This window comes from Rhodococcus cerastii, from assembly GCF_033042195.1.
In the GTDB taxonomy this organism is placed as follows: Bacteria; Actinomycetota; Actinomycetes; order Mycobacteriales; family Mycobacteriaceae; genus Rhodococcoides.
In genome coordinates this window covers 55,018-74,032 of sequence record NZ_JAWLKF010000007.1, presented here as the reverse complement: position 1 = coordinate 74,032, position 19,015 = coordinate 55,018, and the positions used below count along the sequence as shown (strand labels likewise).

At 66.2% G+C, this 19,015-nt stretch carries 16 protein-coding genes; 4 read left to right on the top strand and 12 right to left on the bottom strand.

Translation table 11 applies throughout. From position 1 onward, the window contains the following. Window positions 1-96 precede the first annotated feature (96 nt). Window positions 97-1,497 carry a class II fumarate hydratase gene (locus R3P93_RS14380; protein WP_094641182.1) on the bottom strand — a complete coding sequence of 467 codons (1,401 nt, stop codon included), beginning with the start codon at window positions 1,495-1,497 and terminating at the stop codon, window positions 97-99. Between the two features lie 47 nt (window positions 1,498-1,544). Beyond that, the gene (gene glpX, locus R3P93_RS14375) at window positions 1,545-2,585 is read right to left on the bottom strand and encodes a class II fructose-bisphosphatase (protein ID WP_068052852.1); all 1,041 of its coding nucleotides are present in this window, start codon (window positions 2,583-2,585) and stop codon (window positions 1,545-1,547) included. Window positions 2,586-2,720: 135 nt separating this feature from the next. Here glpX and R3P93_RS14370 point away from each other — a divergent pair, with 135 nt between their 5' ends. Continuing rightward, entirely contained in the window at window positions 2,721-3,293 is a 573-nt protein-coding gene (locus tag R3P93_RS14370; protein WP_269595257.1) for a DUF4245 domain-containing protein, read from the top strand. Here R3P93_RS14370 and R3P93_RS14365 read toward each other — a convergent pair. From R3P93_RS14365 to R3P93_RS14355, 3 genes are read right to left on the bottom strand one after another with little or no spacing between them, the layout of a single operon-like run. Then, window positions 3,290-3,514, bottom strand: coding sequence for an exodeoxyribonuclease VII small subunit (locus tag R3P93_RS14365; protein WP_068052858.1), 225 nt, complete (start codon window positions 3,512-3,514; stop codon window positions 3,290-3,292). The two genes, R3P93_RS14370 and R3P93_RS14365, sit on opposite strands and share 4 nt — an antisense overlap. A 14-nt stretch (window positions 3,515-3,528) precedes the next feature. Further along, window positions 3,529-4,791, bottom strand: coding sequence for an exodeoxyribonuclease VII large subunit (gene xseA, locus R3P93_RS14360; RefSeq protein ID WP_068052861.1), 1,263 nt, complete (start codon window positions 4,789-4,791; stop codon window positions 3,529-3,531). Then, the gene (locus R3P93_RS14355) at window positions 4,788-5,387 is read right to left on the bottom strand and encodes a lipid droplet-associated protein (RefSeq protein ID WP_068052864.1); all 600 of its coding nucleotides are present in this window, start codon (window positions 5,385-5,387) and stop codon (window positions 4,788-4,790) included. The genes xseA and R3P93_RS14355 overlap by 4 nt, the downstream gene beginning before the upstream one ends. Window positions 5,388-5,509: 122 nt before the next feature. On the opposite strand from R3P93_RS14355, the gene R3P93_RS14350 reads away from it, so the two are divergent. After that, window positions 5,510-6,517 carry a 4-hydroxy-3-methylbut-2-enyl diphosphate reductase gene (locus R3P93_RS14350; protein ID WP_068052876.1) on the top strand — a complete coding sequence of 336 codons (1,008 nt, stop codon included), beginning with the start codon at window positions 5,510-5,512 and terminating at the stop codon, window positions 6,515-6,517. 60 nt (window positions 6,518-6,577) lie between these two features. Here R3P93_RS14350 and R3P93_RS14345 read toward each other — a convergent pair whose 3' ends face one another. After that, window positions 6,578-7,720, bottom strand: a complete 1,143-nt coding sequence (locus R3P93_RS14345; protein WP_317533317.1) for a DUF6542 domain-containing protein — start codon at window positions 7,718-7,720, stop codon at window positions 6,578-6,580. A gap of 20 nt (window positions 7,721-7,740) precedes the next feature. After that, on the bottom strand, window positions 7,741-8,907 hold the full coding sequence (locus R3P93_RS14340; protein WP_317533316.1) for a DNA recombination protein RmuC: 1,167 nt from the start codon (window positions 8,905-8,907) through the stop codon (window positions 7,741-7,743). 122 nt (window positions 8,908-9,029) lie between these two features. On the opposite strand from R3P93_RS14340, the gene R3P93_RS14335 reads away from it, so the two are divergent. Both R3P93_RS14335 and R3P93_RS14330 read left to right on the top strand, forming a co-directional pair. Then, on the top strand, window positions 9,030-10,220 hold the full coding sequence (locus R3P93_RS14335; RefSeq protein WP_317533315.1) for an exonuclease SbcCD subunit D: 1,191 nt from the start codon (window positions 9,030-9,032) through the stop codon (window positions 10,218-10,220). After that, the gene (locus tag R3P93_RS14330; RefSeq protein WP_317533314.1) at window positions 10,217-13,225 is read left to right on the top strand and encodes an SMC family ATPase; all 3,009 of its coding nucleotides are present in this window, start codon (window positions 10,217-10,219) and stop codon (window positions 13,223-13,225) included. Before R3P93_RS14335 ends, R3P93_RS14330 begins: the two co-directional genes overlap by 4 nt. Here R3P93_RS14330 and R3P93_RS14325 read toward each other — a convergent pair. The 5 genes from R3P93_RS14325 to R3P93_RS14305 are packed head-to-tail and all read right to left on the bottom strand — an operon-like array spanning window position 13,207 to window position 19,001. Continuing rightward, window positions 13,207-14,487 (bottom strand): AI-2E family transporter, encoded by a 1,281-nt coding sequence (locus R3P93_RS14325; RefSeq protein WP_394855306.1) that lies wholly within the window; start codon window positions 14,485-14,487, stop codon window positions 13,207-13,209. The genes R3P93_RS14330 and R3P93_RS14325 overlap by 19 nt on opposite strands. A gap of 51 nt (window positions 14,488-14,538) precedes the next feature. Next, window positions 14,539-15,036, bottom strand: coding sequence for a methylated-DNA--[protein]-cysteine S-methyltransferase (locus R3P93_RS14320; RefSeq protein ID WP_317533313.1), 498 nt, complete (start codon window positions 15,034-15,036; stop codon window positions 14,539-14,541). Beyond that, entirely contained in the window at window positions 15,033-16,499 is a 1,467-nt protein-coding gene (locus R3P93_RS14315) for a DNA-3-methyladenine glycosylase 2 family protein (RefSeq protein ID WP_317533312.1), read from the bottom strand. Before R3P93_RS14315 ends, R3P93_RS14320 begins: the two co-directional genes overlap by 4 nt. A gap of 57 nt (window positions 16,500-16,556) precedes the next feature. Next, window positions 16,557-16,727, bottom strand: coding sequence for a YbdD/YjiX family protein (locus R3P93_RS14310; protein WP_094641195.1), 171 nt, complete (start codon window positions 16,725-16,727; stop codon window positions 16,557-16,559). After that, window positions 16,728-19,001, bottom strand: coding sequence for a carbon starvation CstA family protein (locus R3P93_RS14305; protein ID WP_269595267.1), 2,274 nt, complete (start codon window positions 18,999-19,001; stop codon window positions 16,728-16,730). Window positions 19,002-19,015 lie beyond the last annotated feature (14 nt).

The window sequence follows — 19,015 nt, the reverse complement described above, 5'->3', positions numbered from 1 at the left end:
GGCCCCTTTCGAAAGCGTGAATGGTCCATTGCACACGTCTCGGCGGTGCAATGGACCATTCACGCGTTCGGGGGTCCGGCGGGGCGAACGGGAAAGCTAGTCCTTGACCTTCGCCATGGCGAGGACGTCGAGGCGCTTGTCCAGTTCTGCTTCGCTGAGCTTGTCGCCGATCAGTCCGCGGTCGATGACCGTCTGACGGATCGTCTTCTTCTCCTTGAGTGCCTGCTTTGCGACGGCGGCAGCTTCCTCGTAGCCGATCGCGGAGTTCAGCGGCGTCACGATGGACGGCGAGGACTCGGCGAGGGTCTTGAGGTGCTCGACGTTGGCTTCGAGGCCGACGACACACTTGTCGGCGAACAGGACCGAGACGTTGGCGAGCAGCTTGAACGACTCGAGCACGTTGCGCGCCATCATCGGGATGTACACGTTGAGCTCGAATGCGCCCGACGCGCCGCCGAATGCGACTGCGGCGTCGTTGCCGATGACCTGAGCCGCGACCTGCGTAACAGCCTCGGGCAGAACGGGATTGACCTTGCCGGGCATGATGGAGCTACCGGGCTGCAGGTCGGGGAGGGTAATCTCGCCGAGTCCGGTGAGCGGTCCCGATCCCATCCAGCGAATGTCGTTGGCAATCTTGGTCAGTGAGACCGCGATGGTGCGCAGTGCGCCCGATGCCTCGACGAGTCCGTCGCGTGCAGCCTGTGCCTCGAACGAATCCTTGGCTGCGGTGAGTGCGTCGATTCCGGTCGACGCAACCAGTGCTGCAACGACTTTCGGGCCGAAGCCGTCGGGTGCGTTGAGGCCGGTGCCGACGGCGGTGCCGCCGATGGGCAGTTCACCGAGGCGCGGCAGGGTGGCCTCGACGCGTTCGATGCCTGCTTCGATCTGACGGGCGTAGCCGCCGAATTCCTGACCGAGGGTGACCGGAACGGCGTCCATGAGGTGGGTGCGGCCGGACTTCACGACGTGCTTCCACTCGGTGGCCTTGACCACGAGAGCCTCGTGGAGGTGGCGCAGTGCGGGCACGAGCGACGTCACGGCGGCCTCGGTGGCGGCGACGTGAGTGGCCGTCGGGAACGTGTCGTTGGAGGACTGCGACATGTTCACGTGGTCGTTGGGGTGTACTTCGACGCCGGCCGCCTTCGCGATCGACGCGATGACCTCGTTGGCGTTCATGTTCGAGCTGGTGCCCGAGCCGGTCTGGAAGACGTCGATCGGGAACTGGTCGTCGTGCTTGCCGTCGGCGATCTCGGTGGCAGCGGCGATGATCGCGTCGGCCAGTGCGCCGTCGAGCAGACCGAGATCCTTGTTGACCTGCGCGCAGGCTGCCTTGAGCAGACCCATCGCGCGAATCTGAGTGCGTTCGAGCGGACGGCCGGAGATGGGGAAGTTCTCCACCGCACGCTGCGTCTGGGCACGCCAGAGCGCATCGATGGGAACGCGAACCTCTCCCATGGTGTCGTGCTCGATCCGGAACTGCTGTTCGTTCTCTGTCATTGACCTCTTGCCTCGGTAGGGGAGCGGAAACTTCGTCGAGCGGACGGTCAGAAGGACGGGATGGCGCCGGAGGTGTCGCCGTCGAAGTCGATGGTCGAGTACTCCTTGAGCTTGTTGAGCTGGTGGTACGCGTCGATCATGCGGACGGTGCCGGACTTCGAGCGCATCACGATGGACTGCGTGTGCGCGCCGCCGCCCGAGTATCGGACGCCCTGGAGCAGGTCGCCGTCGGTGACGCCGGTGGCGGTGAAGAAGACGTTCTCTCCCGAGACCAGGTCTTCGGTGGACAGGACGCGATCGAGATCGTGTCCTGCGTCGATCGCCTTCTGGCGTTCGTCGTCGTCGGTCGGAGCCAGCATGCCCTGGTGCGCGCCACCCATGCAGCGCATGGCGGCCGCGGCGATGATGCCCTCGGGAGTTCCACCGGTACCCATGAGGATGTCGATGGGGGAGGTGGGACGCGCGGCGGCGATGGCACCGGCGACGTCGCCGTCGGAGATCAGTCGAATGCGAGCGCCGGTGTCGCGCACCTGCTGGATCAGCTCGGCGTGACGGGGGCGGTCGAGGATGCACACCGTGACGTCGGAGGTGGATCCCTTCTTGATCTTGGCGACGCGGGCGATGTTCTCCGCGACCGGTGCGGTGATGTCGATGACGTCGGCGAAGTCGGGTCCGACGGCGATCTTCTTCATGTAGAAGACGGCGGACGGATCGAACATCGCGCCGCGCTCGGCGACGGCGAGAACCGAGATGGCGTTGGGCATGCCCTTGGCCATCAACGTGGTGCCGTCGACGGGGTCGACGGCGAAGTCGACCTCGGGGCCGTTGCCGTTGCCGACCTGTTCGCCGTTGTAGAGCATCGGCGCTTCGTCCTTCTCGCCCTCGCCGATGACGACGACGCCGCGCATCGAGACCGAGCTGACCAACTGACGCATGGCGTCGACTGCTGCTCCGTCGCCACCTTCCTTGTCGCCGCGACCGACCCAGCGACCCGAGGCGAGCGCACCGGCCTCGGTGACGCGTACGAGTTCGAGTGCGAGGTTGCGATCTGGCGCCATGGCGCGAGTGGACTCGGTGCTGGCCGTCATCGGTTTGTAGCCTCCTGGTTGGTGGGGTGTTACCCAGGCGCGATTATCTCACTTCTGTGATGCCTGCCGTGGGGTCGGGTGGTCTGTGAGGCACGCGCCGACCGAGCACTGCTGCGCAGAGGGGATACTGGTGGAGTGGCGAACAGCAAACCTCGGATTCTCAACAACAGTCGCGACATGGTGTGGTCGCTCATTCCGCTGGTCATCGCGTGTTTGTTGATTGCGGGCATCGCCAGTCAGTGCTCGCTGAGCCCCGGCGGGCCCCAGCAGGGGCCCATCCCCAACTTCGACGTGGACACCGCGTTGCAGTACGACGCGTCGGAAATCGGCTTTCCGGTGCGTAATCCGGCTGTTCCGGAGGATTGGACGCCCAACTCGGGCAGTCGTCCGACGATCTCCGGTGACAACGGCGGACCGGTGTCGACTGTCGGGTACATCACCGGATCGGGTGCGTATCTGCAGCTGACCCAGACCAGCGCCGTCGAGGAAGTGTTGGTTCCCTTCGTGGCCGGCGACGAGACGGTGTACGCGTCGGGCTCGCAGAACGTGTCGGGTCGAGATTGGGTCGTCTACGGCGAGGAAGGTTCGCGGAAGTACTGGGTCTCGGACTTCGGCGATGTGCGAATCCTGCTGGGCGGTACCGCGAACGACGCAGACTTCACCACGCTCGCCGAGGCCCTCGAGGTCGCCGAACCGCTGGAGCCCTAGCTGTCCTTCTCGGTGCTCGCGAGTGCGGTCTCGATCCGCTTGCGGGCTCCGGCGAGCTGCTCCTCACAGCGGGTGGCCAGCTGCTCTCCGCGCTCCCACAGGGCCAGGGAGGCGTCGAGATCGAGCCCGCCCTGCTCGAGGATCTTCACCACGCCCACCAGTTCGTCCCTGGCCTCTTCGTAGCCCAATTCCGATACCGGCTTGTCTTCGTTCTCGCTCATACGTACTCCTTCTGTCATTTGACTCGCCCCATGACTGCGGCGGTGACGGCACCGTCGGCCACTCGCACTCTGATCTGTGTACCCGGTGGCGCGTCCTCGACCGAACGCAGAACCTCGGGATCCGAACCCGCAACCACCCGCTGTACGACGGCATAGCCCCGAGCAAGTGTGGCAGCAGGCCCCAGCGTCGACAGCCTGGCCCGCAGATGTTCGACGAGCGTGTCCTGGGTGGTGAGTTCGCGTTGCACGTCGCGTCGCGCCGCCTCCAGCAGACGTCGAACCTCCTCGCGGCGTTGCTCGAGCGAGGCCAACGGGTCCGCCAGTACCGGCCGGTGTCGGAGCATGTCCAGTCCGCGTGCCTCGCGCTCGACCCAATTGCGCAGCGCTGCAGCACTTCTCGACTTCAACTCCGAGACCAGAGCTTGTTCGGCGACGGCGTCGGGCACCACGAGTTTGGCGGCGTCGGTTGGGGTTGCGGCGCGCAGGTCCGCGACGTGATCGCTCAGTGGGCTGTCGGGCTCGTGGCCGATGGCACTGACGATCGGCGTGGTGGCGCGCGAGATGGCGCGGCACAGGGCCTCGTCCGAGAACGGCAGCAGATCCTCGACGCTTCCGCCGCCGCGGGCGAGGATGATGACGTCGACGCTGGGGTCGTCGTCCAGATCTTTCAGCGCATCCAGAATCGCCGGCACCGACTGTGGCCCCTGGACCGGAGTGTTGCGAACCTCGAATCGAACCGCGGGCCAACGCCTCTGCGCCACGGTGAGCACGTCCTTCTCGGCTGCGCTGGCGCGCGCAGTGATCAGGCCGATGGTGCCCGGCAGAAACGGCAACGGGCGCTTGAGGCGTGGGTCGAACAACCCCTCTGCGGCGAGCAGCGCTCTGAGCCGCTCGATGCGGGCCAACAGTTCGCCGACGCCCACCGCGCGAATGTCGGTGGCGCGCAGCGAAATGGTTCCGCGGCCGGTGAAGAACGACAGCTTGCCGTAGAGGATGACGCGCGCACCCTCGGTCAACGGAACCGGAGAGCGGTCGAGCAGTTGCGGCGAGCACGTCACCGACAACGACATGTCGGCCGACGGATCACGCAGCGTCAGAAACGCCGTCCTCGTGCCGGGACGCGCGTTGATCTGCGTGAGCTGGCCCTCCACCCAGATGGAGCCGAGCTTGTCGATCCAGCCCGCCACCTTCATGGCGACGGTACGCACCGGCCATGGCTGTTCGGCGGTGCTCGAGCCTGGCTGGGTGGGACCGGACTGGGTTGAGGGAGTGCTCACTTGGCCTTGGCGGTGGTGATGCGGTTGGCCAACATGGTCTGGAACGGTGCGCGGGCGAGCGTGTCGTTCTCGTAGTCCAGCAGAGTTTCGAGGTCTTCGATCGAGAGCGTGCGCAGGCGTGCGCGCAGCTGGGCAAGGGCGAGGGTGTCGAAGTCGATCATCTCGACGATCTCGGGCTTGTCGGCGGAGGGCGCGCGCTTGGCCGAGGTGTCCTGCACCGGCTCGTCCAGCGGAGGCGTCGAGTACAGCGCGAAGCGGCCGTTCGCCGCGACCGGTTCGGCTACGGGGGCGTCGGGCACGTCGACGTCGTCGGTGACGACCGGGGCGTCGAAGACGTCGTCTTCGTCCTCGTCGAAGCTGGCCCAGGAGGGCTGCTCCTCGGTCGGGGTCCCGATCACCGGCAAGCTCGCGATGATCAGATCGCCCTTGATGGCCAACGCCGTCACCTGCTGCTGAAATCGCATCCCGCGGGCCAGCGCTTCGCTGACGACCGTCATCGGCAGCATCAGAGCGGAACCGGGAAGCTTACGAGCCTCTTCCACGACGGTCACGGCGACGCCTGCAGCCACACGCGCTGCAAAGGGGACTCGAGTCATGTGCACCAGACTGCCCGAAACGGTGAACTTTGGGTAGCCGACAGGCTGTACGACCCGTTGCAGCCGGGGCCGGAGGACATGGAAACGAGGCAGGCGAGCTCGGTGCACGTATCCTGGGAGGTATGTCTTCGGCTGTTCCTCTGAATCTTGGTATTGCACAGTCCGCCGGTACGGGTAAGTCCTCGTACGCGGGGGGTAAGCGAGTGCTGCTCGCGGAGCCGCGGGGCTATTGCGCGGGTGTCGATCGTGCGGTCGAGACCGTCGAGAAAGCGCTCGAGCAGCACGGTGCGCCGGTGTACGTGCGCAAGGAGATCGTGCACAACAAACACGTGGTCGAGACGTTGTCCGATCGCGGTGCGGTGTTCGTGGAAGAGACCGACGAGGTGCCCGAGGGATCACTGCTCGTGTTCTCCGCGCACGGCGTCTCGCCCGCCGTGCACACTTCCGCGGCCGAACGGAACCTGCGCACCATCGACGCCACCTGCCCGCTGGTGACCAAGGTGCACCAGGAAGCCAAGCGCTTCGCTCGCGACGACTACGACATCCTGCTCATCGGCCACGAGGGCCACGAGGAGGTCGAGGGCACCGCGGGCGAGGCACCCGAGCACATTCAGCTGGTGGACGGCCCCGACTCGGTCGCCAACGTCACCGTCCGTGACGAGAGCAAGGTCATCTGGCTCTCCCAGACCACGCTGAGCGTCGACGAGACCATGATGACGGTCGCCAAGTTGCGCGAGCGCTTCCCGACGCTCCAGGACCCGCCGAGCGACGACATCTGCTACGCCACGCAGAACCGTCAGGTCGCGGTGAAGGCGATGGCACCGGAATGCGATCTGGTGATCGTCGTCGGTTCGAAGAACTCCTCTAACTCGGTGCGGTTGGTCGAGGTTGCACTGGGCGCGGGTGCGCGGGCGAGCTACCTCGTCGACTACGCCAAGGAAATCGACCTGGCCTGGCTCGACGGGGTCGAGACGATCGGCATCACCTCGGGTGCATCCGTACCGGAGATCCTGGTGCAGGGCGTCATCGAACTGTTCGCCGAGCACGGCTACGCCGACGTACAGCCGGTCACCACGGCCAACGAGACCCTGGTGTTCTCCCTGCCCCGCGAGCTGCGCCCAGCCCGCTAGCAGCGGGAAAGGATTCACGCCCCGTACAGGAATTCCTGTACGGGGCGTTTCTTGTTCGAACTAGTCACTGTGACGGTCGCGGTAGCGAACCTTCGGCACCGGGTGCGGGGGAATGTCGTCCCGGCGCGGGTCAGGCAGAGAATGGCTGCCCTGGCTGTTTCCGGCGATGTAGTCGGTGGCAGCGGGGCCGGCGGGGGCGGCGGGGGCGCTCGTCCGAGGAGTAACGACCGGCTGAGCTCCGGAGCCGTACGGATCGGCAGCCTCCCGCGGAGCATTGACCCGAGTCGATCGTTCGCGACGAGGTTCGGTCGAATACCGCGGCTCTGCCGAGTAGCGAGGCTCCGGCGCGTAACGCGACTCGGAAGGTTGCGGCCGCCGGGCATCACGTGACTGTGCCTGCGGATACTGCGTTCGTGGGTATTCGGGCTTCTGGTGCTCTGGCTTGTGGTCCTGACGCGGGGAGTCGGCGGAGTATCGAGTCTGCGGTGCCGAGGTCGGGGTAGCCGATCGCCGGGGGCTTACGGTGGGATCTGCCGCAGCACGAGAGCCGGTGCGAGGGGTCGAACGCGGGCGAGGATCGGTGCTTCTGCGACCGACGTACGGCCCGGGCACGATGTCGGTTGCCTCCGCCGCGGAGTCGGTGCTGCGATCGGCTGCGGCTGCTCGCCTGCGGGAGCGTTCGGGGCGCTCTTCCTGTGCCCGACGCTGTGCTCTGGTGGGCTTGTCGTCGCTGGGCTTCGGGCTGCGTCGCACAGCGGGGGCATGCGTGTTCTGCCGTTTGAGCACGATGCGCAGTACTCCGAGTCCGACGGCGACCAGGGTGCCGAGCAACATCAACGGAAACCGGTTGACCAGTGGAATGGCAACGTTGAGGATGATGTCCTTGAGGCTGGTGCCTGCGTTGTCGGTGAAGTACTGGTACGACAGCGGCACGGCCACGAACAGGATCAGCGGGGCTTGCACCATCGCGGTGAACAGTCCGCGGAAGCGGACCAGGAGGACGCCGGCGATGCAGCCGAGGACGTACATGAACGCGAACGCACCGGTCAGTTCGGTACCGCGTGCGGCATCGATCAGGAATCCGAGAAAGGTCAGTCCCGCGGCGATCGCGACGGCACCCCATGCGGGAACGCCGGGCAGGGTCGCGAGGATGGATCGGTGATCCAGCGGTACCCCGGAGCGGGCACGTTGGGAGGTAGACACCCCCCGAGGTTAGCCGTTGTTCAGCCCACTGCATCGCTGACATGACCGAAGTCGTGCCGGTAGCGGGACGAATCGGACAGTTTGGGCCGCTCGTCCACTCGGGCGATGTCCACCGGATCGGCGTCGAACAGCTCGAGCTCGTGCAACTTTCTCGCCGTCACGCTCACCCGGGTATCGACGGACCCGACGGTGGAATTGAAGGATTCCACGGCCTTGCCGAGGTGGGCACCGAGCTTGTCCAGGTGTGTCGAGACGACACCGATGCGCGTGTACAGCTCGCGTCCCAGTTGCTGGATGCGCGCAGCGTCCTCGGCCAGTGACTCCTGCTTCCACGTGTAGGCAACGGTTCGAAGTAACGCGACCAGGGTGGTCGGGGTGGCCAGGATCACGTTCCTGCCGAAGGCGTACTCGAGCAGACCGGTGTCCGAGGTCAGGGCCGCGTCGAGAAACGGGTCGCCGGGAACGAACAGCACGACGAACTCCGGCGTCGGCTCGAACGCCTGCCAGTACGCCTTGTCGGCCAGTTGGTCGATGTGGGTGCGCAGTTGCTTGGCGTGGCGTCGCAGATTCTTCTCCCGCGCGGCGGGATCCTCGTCCTGGGCGGCATCGAGGTACGCCGCGAACGGTACTTTGGCGTCGACGACGATCTGTCGACCGCCGGCGAGACGCACGATCATGTCGGGTCGGATGCCGTCCTTGCTCACCTGCGTGTCGAAATCGCAGTGCTTGACCATGCCCGCGAGCTCGACGACCCGCTCGAGCTGGATCTCGCCCCACCGGCCCCGGATCTGCGGTGCGCGCAGTGCCGTGACCAGCTGACCGGTCTGGGTGGACAGATGCATCGACGCTCGATGCATCCCGGTGACCTGCTCGGACAATCCCGCGTACGCCCGAATTCGATTGTGCTCGACCTGGCGCACGTGCTCGGAGAGCGCATCGACGGCGTCGTGCAACGGCTCGACCAGGTGCGAGACCTGTTGGCCGATCACGGTCGAATTGCGCCGCGCGGAATCCTCGTTGACCGCACTCAACGACTGCCGAAGCATGCCCTCGTGCTCGCGGAGCGCGGCCAGCTGGGCTTCGGCTCTAACGGCACGATCGCCCATCCGCGAGGCGTGCAACAACCAGCCGACGACCGCACCGATACCGAGAGCGACGAGCAGGCCGAACGCGGTGAGAATGTTCATGGAGCAGATGATGCAGGACGGTACCGACAACTTCGGTTCGTGACGGCGTGCACCGCAGCTCACGTCCGACAGGCCGAAGAGCCTCGAGGAGTTTGTCGGTGGTTCCCGATAGCGTCGAACGCATGAGAATTCTGCACACCTCGGACTGGCACATCGGTCGCACCTTTCACGGTGTCGACCTGTTGGCCGATCAGGGCGCTGTGCTGGAGTCCATCGCGGAACTGGTTGCGGCACAATCGATCGATGTGGTGGTGGTGCCGGGCGATATCTACGACCGCGCTGTTCCCAGTGCCGATGCCGTCCTGGTCTGCAACCGCGGACTCGAGGCGATCCGAGCGGCAGGCGCGGTGATCGTCGCGACGTCGGGAAACCACGATTCACCCGCGCGGCTGGGCGCGGGTGCCGCGTTCGCCTCGGCCGGAGGGCTGCATCTGATGACGCGGGTGGGCGACGTCGCCACCCCGGTGGTCATCGAGGACGAGCACGGCTGCGTTGCGTTCTACGGCATTCCCTACCTCGAGCCCGAGACGACGCGGGCCGAGCTCGACGTTCCCACCGCGCGGACGCACGCGGAGGTGCTCAGCGCTGCCATGGATCGGATCCGGGGTGATCTCGCGACGAGAAACGAAGCGGGACAACATCATCGCTCGGTCGTACTCGCGCACGCGTTCATCGTCGGCGGTGAGGCGACCGGCTCTGAGCGGTCGATTTCCTCCGGCGGTATCGAAACTGCGCCTGCGTCGGCGTTCGACGGGGTCGACTACGTGGCGCTCGGGCACCTGCATTCGCCCCAGACCCTCACCGATCGAGTGCGGTACTCCGGTTCCCCTCTGCCCTATTCCTTCGGTGAGCGGTCGCATCGCAAGGCGGTATGGATCCTCGATCTCGACGCCAACGGGCTCGGCACCGTCGAGCGAGTCGACCTGCCGGTGGTACGCGGACTTGCCCGCATCGAAGGCACGGTCGAGCAATTGACAACGGACACAGCGTATTGCGAGTTCGAGGATCATTACGTCTCCGCCGTGCTCACCGACGAGGTACGCCCGGTCGACGCAATGCGCTTGTTGCAGCAGCGTTTCCCGCACGCGATCCATTTGGAATGGCGTCGCCCGGAGGGATCCGGCGAGCTTCGCTACCGCGACCGTGTGCGCGGCCGTAGCGATCTCGACATCGCCACCTCGTTCGTGACGGACATGCGCAGCGTGCCGACGGCAGCGGAGTCCGGGCTCCTGGCTCGCGCGCTGGCCTCCGTGCATCGCGAGACCGAGGCCATCCGCGGGACGGCCACCACCGCCGACCGCGGTGCTGCATGAGACTGCATTCACTCGAGATCACCGCCTTCGGCCCCTTCGCGGGCACCGAGACGGTGGACTTCGACGCACTGGGAGCCGACGGGCTCTTCCTGTTGCACGGGCAGACCGGAGCAGGCAAGACGACGGTGCTCGACGCCGTGGCGTTCGCGCTGTACGGAACAGTGCCCGGAGCTCGTCGCGAGGGCAAGCGACTGCTGTCCGATCACGCAGCCAAAGGCGCGGTGCCACAGGTCACGTTGGAGGCGACACTTGCTGGGCGACGCATCAGAATAGTGCGCAGTCCGGAGTTCCTGCGGCCCAAGCTCCGCAGCACGGGCACCACCAAGCAGCACGCCAAAGCCAGTCTCACCTGGCTCGACGGCCGCGGGCAGAACCTCACCCGGCTCAACGAGATCGGTGACGCCGTCAACGCGCTGCTCGGAATGAGTGCCGACCAGTTCTTCCAGGTGGTGCTGTTGCCGCAGGGTGAATTCGCGCGATTCCTCCGAGCCGACAGCGACGAACGCGGCAATCTGCTCGAAAGGCTCTTCGACACAGGCCGATTCGGAGATGTCGAAGAATGGTTCGCGCAGCGCCGCCGGGAGCTGGCCGCCGAACTCGCCGACGCTCACCACGCCATCGACATCATGCTCGGCCGGGTGTCGCAGGCGTCGGGGATACCCGAGCCCGCGGGCGAGGACGGCGAGCAGCCGGACCCGCTCGAGTGGGCGGCCGACGTCCTGGCCGATGCCCGGCAGAATCGGACTCTCGCACAAGGTCGGGCGGTGCTGATCGACGCGGCAGCTCGGCGTGCGTCGGCAGCTCTGACGAAGGCCACCATCGTTCTCGATCTGCAGCGTCGTCGGGCTCTCGCCGAGGCGCAGCTCGTGCAGTATCGGGAGGGCGAGACGGCGCGAGCTGCGCGCAGAACCGAGCTCGCCGATTCCGCGGACGCCGGACCGATCGCGGCCACTGCCGCAGACCTCCGTCTCGCCCGCCGGACCACCGAGGCCGCGACCTCCTCACTCGCGGCGGCGGAGCGTGCGCTGCCGGCAACGGCGGAGGGGCGACGCTTTCACGCTGCGTTGCATTGGCCACCCGCGCCGGCGGATCCGTCGGACGAGCGCACGGTCGTTGCACAGTTCGTGCGTGACTGGACCACCGACGTCGCGCGGTTGCAGTCGCTGCTCGGTCTCGCTCGCGAGGCCGACCGGCTCGACGGCACCCTCGTCGAATATCGTGCGCAGCAACGTACTACCGCAGCGGCGATCGAACGCACCGTGCAATCGCAGGCCTCGATGCCCGAGAAGATCGCAGCGGTCGAATCACGGATGGCACGAGCCGCCTCGGCTGTGGCGGAGTTGCCGGGCCTAGAGGAGCGCTGCAGTCGGGCCCGCGCGGCAGCCGAGTCCGCTCTCGAACTGGTACGCACACGCGCGACTCTGGCCGAGGCCGAACGTGTCCGCGACAGCGCTCGGGCAGCGCACAACACCGCCTGGGAGCACCTGCTCGATCTCCGTGAGCGACGCCTCGACGGGATGGCCGCCGAGCTGGCGGCCCGTCTGGAGGCGGGCGAGCCGTGCGTCGTGTGCGGATCGGAGGTGCACCCGCATCCCGCCGCAGCGTCGACGTCGACGGTGACCAAGGCACAGGAAGACAAGACCGCTGCTGCAGAACGCAAGGCCGCTGCCGTGCTCGATCAGGCGGTCGCGGTTGTTGCTCGAGCGCAACGGGACGTGGATCTGCTGCACGACCGCACCGGTGGGGCCTCCGCTGCAGAGCTGGCCCAGACGCTCGATGCTGCAACCACCGCAGTGCAGGACGCCCGTGCGCGTGCTGCCGATGTCGAACCGGCAACCGCAGAGCTCGATCGCCTGCGGAGCGAGTCGGACGCGCTGACGATCACGCTCCACGACCTGGTTGCCTCGCGGAGTGCTGTGGACGAGCGCATCGCGGCCACCGAGGAATCGCTGACGCAGATGCGTGCGTCGGTGGCCGAGGAAGTGGACGAGGGCGCGTCGCTGGCCGACCGAATCGCGGAGCGAGAAGCGTTGATCGACGGTGCCCGGCGAATTCAGGAAGCGCGCATCGCCTGGCTCGACGCCACTGCGCGGGCCGATTCGCTGGCAGCAGAACTGGACCGTCGGGTGGAGGCGTCGAACTTCGAGTCCGTCGACGCCGCGGCCGGGGCAGTGCTGACCGCAGACCGCGTCGAGCAGATCGAGACCGAGCTGCGTACCGCCGAGGAGACGCGTGCGCATGCCGAGCACGTGCTGCGCGAGCCCACCATCGTGGACGTGGCCGGTCGGCCGCCGGTGGATCTGGCCCCGTTGGAGCAGGCGTGCGCCGAGATGGACGACGAGGTCAGGGTCGCTGCCGCGGCGGTGGCGGAATGTCGAAGGCGCGCAGACGATCTGGAACGGTTGATCGCCGAATTGTTCACCGCGGCCCAGGCCATCGCGCCGCAACGTGCGGAATTCGACGAGCTCGCCAACCTGGCGGACGTGGTGGCAGGCCGGGGACAGAATGCACGCAAGATGTCGTTGCGTTCGTACGTCCTCGCGTCTCGACTCGAGGATGTCGCCGAGTCCGCATCCGCGCGGCTGCGTCGAATGTCTTCGGGACGATACGAATTCGTGCACTCCGACGAGGCAGGCGTCCGCGGCAAACGGGGCGGTCTCGGACTGGACATCAGGGACGACTACACCGGTGTGGTGCGCTCGGCCAAGACATTGTCGGGCGGTGAGGCATTTCTCGCGTCGCTCTCGCTCGCGTTGGGCCTCGCCGATGTCGTGGCTGCCGAATCCGGTGGTGTCGTCCTCGACACCATGTTCATCGACGAAGGATTCGGCACGCTCGACGCCGACACCCTCGAATCGGTGATGGCGGTTCTCGACGAACTACGTGCGGGCGGACGCGTCGTCGGCGTCGTCAGTCACGTCGACGAGATGCGTCAGCGCATTCCCAGTCGCCTCTACGTCAAGCGGGAGCGCACCGGATCCACGCTTCAGGTAGTGGCTTCCTGACCCGAGTCCTTCTTGTCGGAGTTCTTCTCCTCGTCGAGGCCGGCCTGCTCCTCGGTCAATCCGTCGGGCGGCGGGATTTTGTCCTCTAACTCGTCCTGGTCCGGTTCGTTCGAGCGCGCATCGATCTGCTCGGACAGGTACCGGATCAGCACGGCCGCAACCGCCGCGGCCGGGACGGCCAGGAACGCGCCGATGATGCCGAACAGTGAGCTGCCTGCCGTCACGGCGAGCAGCACGATCGCCGGATGCAGGTTCATGCTGCGGCTCTGCAGAATGGGCTGCAGCACATTGCCTTCCAACTGCTGTACCGCGACGATGATGGCGAGCACGATCAGTGCAGTGGTCAGCCCGTTCGCAACCAGGGCCACCAGCACAGCGAGTGCGCCGGCGACGAACGCTCCGACGATCGGAATGAAGCCACCGATGAACGTCAGGGTCGCCAGCACCAGCGCCAGCGGAACGCCGAGAATGACCAGTCCGAGACCGATGAAGAATGCGTCGATGAAACTGACGATGGCCTGAGTTCGGATGAATCCGCCGAGGGTCGCCCACATCCGTGAGAGCACCTCGCCCAGATGAGTCCCGGCGCGGCCACCGGAGAACCCGTGCAACCACGGCAGGAACTTCGGTCCGTCCTTGACGAAGAAGAACGTCAACACCAACACCAACGCCAGAGTGACCAACAGCGAGCCGGCGGCGGACACGCCGGTGAACACGCCGGTGGCGATGACCTCCCCGCTGTCCTGTAGCCGCGACACGATCGCCGACACGGCCGAGTCGATCTGGTCGTCGCCGATGTTGAGCGGCGGCCCCTTCAACCAGTCCTGTACCTGTGCGATACCGCCCGAGGCCTGGTCGACCAATTCCGGTGCCTGCTCGGCGACCGACGGAACGATCAGAGTGATGATGCCGCCGATGACGACGAAGAACACCACGAGCGATACCGACGCGGCGAGGGCGGGAGGAAATCCCAGACGCATCATCAGCTTCGCCGGCGGCCACAGCACCGTCGCGACGATCACGGCGAGCAGGACCGGCAGCAGGATCACCCAGAACTGCCCGATCAGCCAGCCCAACACCCACGCCCCGGCTGCGATCGCAATGAGGATCAGCGACCACTTGGCCAGCCACATACCGCCGACCCCGATGAGGTCACCACGATCACTGCCGGACGTCTTGGACTTCGACGGACTGCCGGGCACTGCCGATTCGGTCACTGTGGCTTCCTCACATTCGGCGGATGGCGGATCGTGAAGAACCATAACGTCTCGGTATGCCCAGCTGTATGTCACCGCCGTCCAAGGCGAGGCCTTTCAGGCCGCCTCGTGTGCCAACAGCCATTGCTTGACGGGCAGGCCCCAGCGAAAACCGCCGAGGGCCCCGCCGATTCGAACCACCCGATGGCACGGCACGAACAGTGCGGCCGCATTGCGAGCGCATGCCGACGCAGCGCCACGGATGGCTGCCGGTCTGCCCGACAGTTCTGCGAACTCGGAGTAGGTCACCGGCGCACCGGGTTCGACGGTGCGCAGAACTCCCCAGGCGTGCATGAGAAATTCGCCGGATCGTTGCGCGACGGCAACGGAGTTGATGACGGTCAGCTCACCGCGGTGATAGCTCTCGACGGCGCGCGTCACATCGCCGAGATCGGCCGCCGTGCGCACGCTGTCGGGGCGCATCGTCGGGTGGATCAGGACGCGGAGTTCGTCGACATCGGCGGTCCACCCGGATGCCAGGACGCGCTGATCGGCGTCGACGATGGCGCTGAACGGCCCGATCGGGGTGTCCTGGGTGGCGGCGGTGGCAGTCATGGCTGTCTTCTTTCCAATGCGGTGATCCACAGGTGCATCGAGACGTACGAACGCCACGGAGCCCAGCGGCCAGAATCGTTCAACGAGATGTCGAGTGCCTGAGCACCTTGTCTGACGACGAGATCGGTATCGAGCAGAACATCGGGATCGCCGAGCAGCCGCATCACGACGTATCGGGCGGTCCAGGGTCCGATTCCTTTGAGTGCGAGCAGTTCTCGCTCCAGTTCCGGGCCTTCTCGCGCGGGATGGAGCACGACGGTTCCCGACGCGATGGCGTCGGCGACGCGGATGACGGTCTGGACCCGGGCGGCAGGTCCGGTGAGTACCTCGTGGCCTCGTTCGGCGATGACGGCAGGTTCGGGAAACAGTCTGGTGACGGAGTCGTTGCCGAGATCGAGTGGTGCGCCGAGAGCGTCGACGAGTCTAGCGGTGTGAGTGGCCGCAGCCTTCAGCGAAATCTGTTGTCCGATCACGGTTCGCAGCAACATCTCTGCGCCGTCGACCACTCCCAGGGCGCGAATGCCCGGGTGGGCGTCGACGCTCGGTGCCAACTGTGGGTCTGCGCTCAGTGCGTCGTCGACGGCGAGTGGATCGGCATCGAGATCGAGCAGGTGTCGGATTCGGGCGACGGCAGGGGCGAGGTCTCGCATGTCCTGCAATGTCACTGCGGCGCTGACGAATCCATCCATCACCCGCAACGCCACGAGCCCGGCGGCGTGCGGCAGGCTCAGGGATCGCACGTATTCGCCGTCCTCGGCGAACGATTCGATGCCCTCGACCACGTGGCCACGCAGGAACCACTCGATCCAGCCGCGGTCGAGCGGCGGGCGGTACGGCAACCGCAGGGTGACGGTTCCGCCCGCGGTCGGTACGGCGGTGCGGTGCGCTTCTCGACGCAACGTCGACGGGTCGACGGCGAAGACTTCCCTGATGGTGTCGTTGAACTGCCGGACGCTGGAGAAACCGGCCGCGAAGGCGACGTCGGCCATCGGCATGTCGGTGGTCTGAATCAACGTGCGGGCGGTGTGGGCGCGGTGCGCGCGGGCCAGCGCGAGCGGGCCTGCACCGACCTCGGCCGTGAGCACTCGGGTCAGCTGCCGGGTCGAGTAGCCGAGGGTGCTGGCGAGGCCGTCGACGCCACCGCGTTCGACGGCTCCGTCGGAGATAAGCCGCATGGCGCGAGAACTGAGGTCCGAGTGGATGTTCCAGCGTGGGGAACCGGGGGTGGCGTCGGGCTGGCAGCGGCGGCAGGCGCGGTAGCCGGATTGTTGAGCCGCCGCTGCGGTGGCCAGGAACGAGACGTTGCCGGGCTTGGGTGTGCGGGCCGGGCAGGATGGTCGGCAGTAGATGCCGGTGGTGGAGACGGCGGTGAAGAACTGGCCGTCGAACCGTGCGTCACGCGAGGAGACCGCGCGATAGCACCGATCGAAGTCCAGTTCTTGCACCTGCCGTTCACTGCTCATGCACCTACTGTGTCAGCGAGGACGCGTCGGTGCTAGCGGAAATCGGACATCACCGTGTCAGCAGCATCGAGCACCCGGGTTCCGGTCCGCCTCCGCGTGCCTGTCCTTCCAGTACTGCCGCACGGTCGGCGGTTCCTGATCCGGATGGTGGCGGGCCAGATGGGCGACGTAGCGGTCGTAATCGTGATCGCCCATCACCGAGGTGATCCACCACCACAGCCCGCGCATCTAGTGCGCCGATCCGGGTCGACGGACGGTGCCCGCCTCGATCAGCTCGTCCCATTCCGCCTGGATCTTCTTCTCGGCCGGGGTGAGCACGAAGCCGGTGGGGCCGAAGATCTTCGACGGCACCTCGGGATCCTCGTTGTCGGGCAGGTTGTCGCCTCGAACTGCCTTGATGCACACCCACACTCCGGCGAACACGACGACCAGGACCAGTACCGCGAAGATGATCGACAGCGTGCCCTGAATGAACGTGTTGCGGATGACGGCGTCGATCGCCTCGGGCGTTGCGGCACTGCCGAATTCGGTCAGTCCCTGGGCCTTGGCCTCGCGGAACTGCGAGTGCTGCGTCCAGTAGCCGATGGCGGGAACGGAGGAGAAGATCTTCTGGTACGAGGCCGTCATGGTGACGATCAGGTCCCAGGCGAGTGGGAGTCCGGGGATCCAGGCCCACTTGTAGAGACCGCGTTTGACGACGATGACGAGCACCACCGTCAGGGCGATCGCGGCGAGGAGCTGGTTGGCGATACCGAACAGCGGGAAGAGGGTGTTGATGCCACCCAGGGGATCGGTGACGCCCATGAGAAGAATTGCGCCCCAGGCTGCGACGACGATGAGCGAGCAGATCCACGCGCCGGGACGCCAGGACGGATCCTTGAACTTCTTCGCCGAGGCTCCGGGCAGGTTGCCGATGCTGTCGGAGAGCATGAAACGTGCGACGCGGGTTCCTGCATCGACCGTGGTGAGGATGAACAGCGCCTCGAACATGATCGCGAAGTGGTACCAGAACGACTTGAGACCCGCTCCGCCGAAGACCTGGCTCAGTACCTCGGACATGCCGAAGGCGAGGGTCGGGGCTCCGCCGGTGCGGGAGATGATCGATTCCTCGCCCACATCGGCTGCCGCCTGGCTCAATTCGGCCGGGGTGATGTCGCCGCCGCTGATCGGCAGTCCGTTGACGTAGTCCGCTGCGGTCTCCGGGGTCCCGCCGGTGAGTGCAGTCGGCGCGTTGAGGGCGAAATAGATGTGCTGATCGAGAACACATGCGGTGATCAGCGCCATGATGGCCACGAACGACTCGGTCAGCATGCCGCCGTACCCGATCATCCGCATCTGCTTTTCCTTCTCCAGCAGCTTCGGCGTGGTTCCGGAGGAGATCAGTGCGTGGAAGCCGGAGAGTGCGCCGCAGGCGATGGTGATGAACAGGAACGGGAACAGTGAGCCTGCGAAGGCCGGGCCGTTGCCCTCGGTGGCGAAGGTCGTCATCGCGGGCATCTGGATCTCGGGGCGGGCGATGAGGATGCCGACGGCGAGCAGCGCGATGGTGCCGACCTTCATGAACGTCGACAGGTAGTCGCGCGGGGCGAGCAGCAGCCACACCGGCAGGATGCAGGCGAGCAGACCGTAGCCGATGAGCAGCCATGCGACGGTCACCTTCGACAGCGTGAACCAGTTGTTGCCCCAATCGGTTTCGGACACCCAGCCGCCGGCGATGATCGCGAACAACAGCAGGACGACGCCGATGAGCGAGACCTCGGTGACGGCCCCCGGTCGCAGGAAGCGTAGGTAGACGCCCATGAACAGCGCGATCGGGATGGTGAGCGCGATGGAGAAGACTCCCCAGGGGCTCTCGGCGAGGGCGTTGACGACGACGAGTGCGAGGACCGCGATCAGGATGATCATGATGGTGAACACTGCAATCAACGCGGCGGTGCCGCCGACGACTCCGAGTTCGTCGCGGGCCATCTGCCCGAGGCTGCGTCCGCGGCGGCGGGTGGAGATCCACAGCACCAGGAAGTCCTGGACCGCCCCGGCGAACACGACGCCGATGATGATCCACATGGTGCCGGGCAGGTAGCCCATCTGGGCGGCGAGGACGGGTCCGACGAGAGGACCGGCACCGGCGATGGCGGCGAAGTGATGGCCGAACAGCACCCGACGGTCCGTCGGCATGTAGTCCTTGCCGTTTTCCAGAATCTCGGCAGGAGTGGCGCGGTCGTCGCGTGGGAGGACGATCTTGCGTTCGATCAGCCTGGCGTAGAAGCGAAAAGCGAAGATGTACGTACACACCGCGGCGATGACGAACCAGACGGCGTTGGGATTCTCTCCGCGGACGATCGCGATGATCGTCCACGCAACACCGCCGAGTAGGCCGATGGCGACGAGCATCAGGCGCTTGATCGGGGTCATCGGATGTGACTCGACGACGCCGACCGGCGGTAGGTCGGGATCTGTCTTCAGCAATTCGACGTGTGGTTCGTCGGCCGCTTTCAGTGACATGTGTGGGGTCTCCA

Excerpts from the sequence above, each read along its gene's own strand:
- R3P93_RS14380 (WP_094641182.1), bottom strand. The coding sequence starts at position 1,497 with ATGACAGAGAACGAACAGCAGTTCCGGATCGAGCACGACACCATGGGA.
- glpX (WP_068052852.1), bottom strand. The coding sequence starts at position 2,585 with ATGACGGCCAGCACCGAGTCCACTCGCGCCATGGCGCCAGATCGCAAC.
- R3P93_RS14365 (WP_068052858.1), bottom strand. The coding sequence starts at position 3,514 with ATGAGCGAGAACGAAGACAAGCCGGTATCGGAATTGGGCTACGAAGAG.
- R3P93_RS14355 (WP_068052864.1), bottom strand. The coding sequence starts at position 5,387 with ATGACTCGAGTCCCCTTTGCAGCGCGTGTGGCTGCAGGCGTCGCCGTG.
- R3P93_RS14350 (WP_068052876.1), top strand. The coding sequence starts at position 5,510 with ATGTCTTCGGCTGTTCCTCTGAATCTTGGTATTGCACAGTCCGCCGGT.
- R3P93_RS14340 (WP_317533316.1), bottom strand. The coding sequence starts at position 8,907 with ATGAACATTCTCACCGCGTTCGGCCTGCTCGTCGCTCTCGGTATCGGT.
- R3P93_RS14335 (WP_317533315.1), top strand. The coding sequence starts at position 9,030 with ATGAGAATTCTGCACACCTCGGACTGGCACATCGGTCGCACCTTTCAC.
- R3P93_RS14330 (WP_317533314.1), top strand. The coding sequence starts at position 10,217 with ATGAGACTGCATTCACTCGAGATCACCGCCTTCGGCCCCTTCGCGGGC.
- R3P93_RS14325 (WP_394855306.1), bottom strand. The coding sequence starts at position 14,487 with ATGGTTCTTCACGATCCGCCATCCGCCGAATGTGAGGAAGCCACAGTG.
- R3P93_RS14320 (WP_317533313.1), bottom strand. The coding sequence starts at position 15,036 with ATGACTGCCACCGCCGCCACCCAGGACACCCCGATCGGGCCGTTCAGC.
- R3P93_RS14315 (WP_317533312.1), bottom strand. The coding sequence starts at position 16,499 with ATGAGCAGTGAACGGCAGGTGCAAGAACTGGACTTCGATCGGTGCTAT.
- R3P93_RS14310 (WP_094641195.1), bottom strand. The coding sequence starts at position 16,727 with ATGCGCGGGCTGTGGTGGTGGATCACCTCGGTGATGGGCGATCACGAT.
- R3P93_RS14305 (WP_269595267.1), bottom strand. The coding sequence starts at position 19,001 with ATGTCACTGAAAGCGGCCGACGAACCACACGTCGAATTGCTGAAGACA.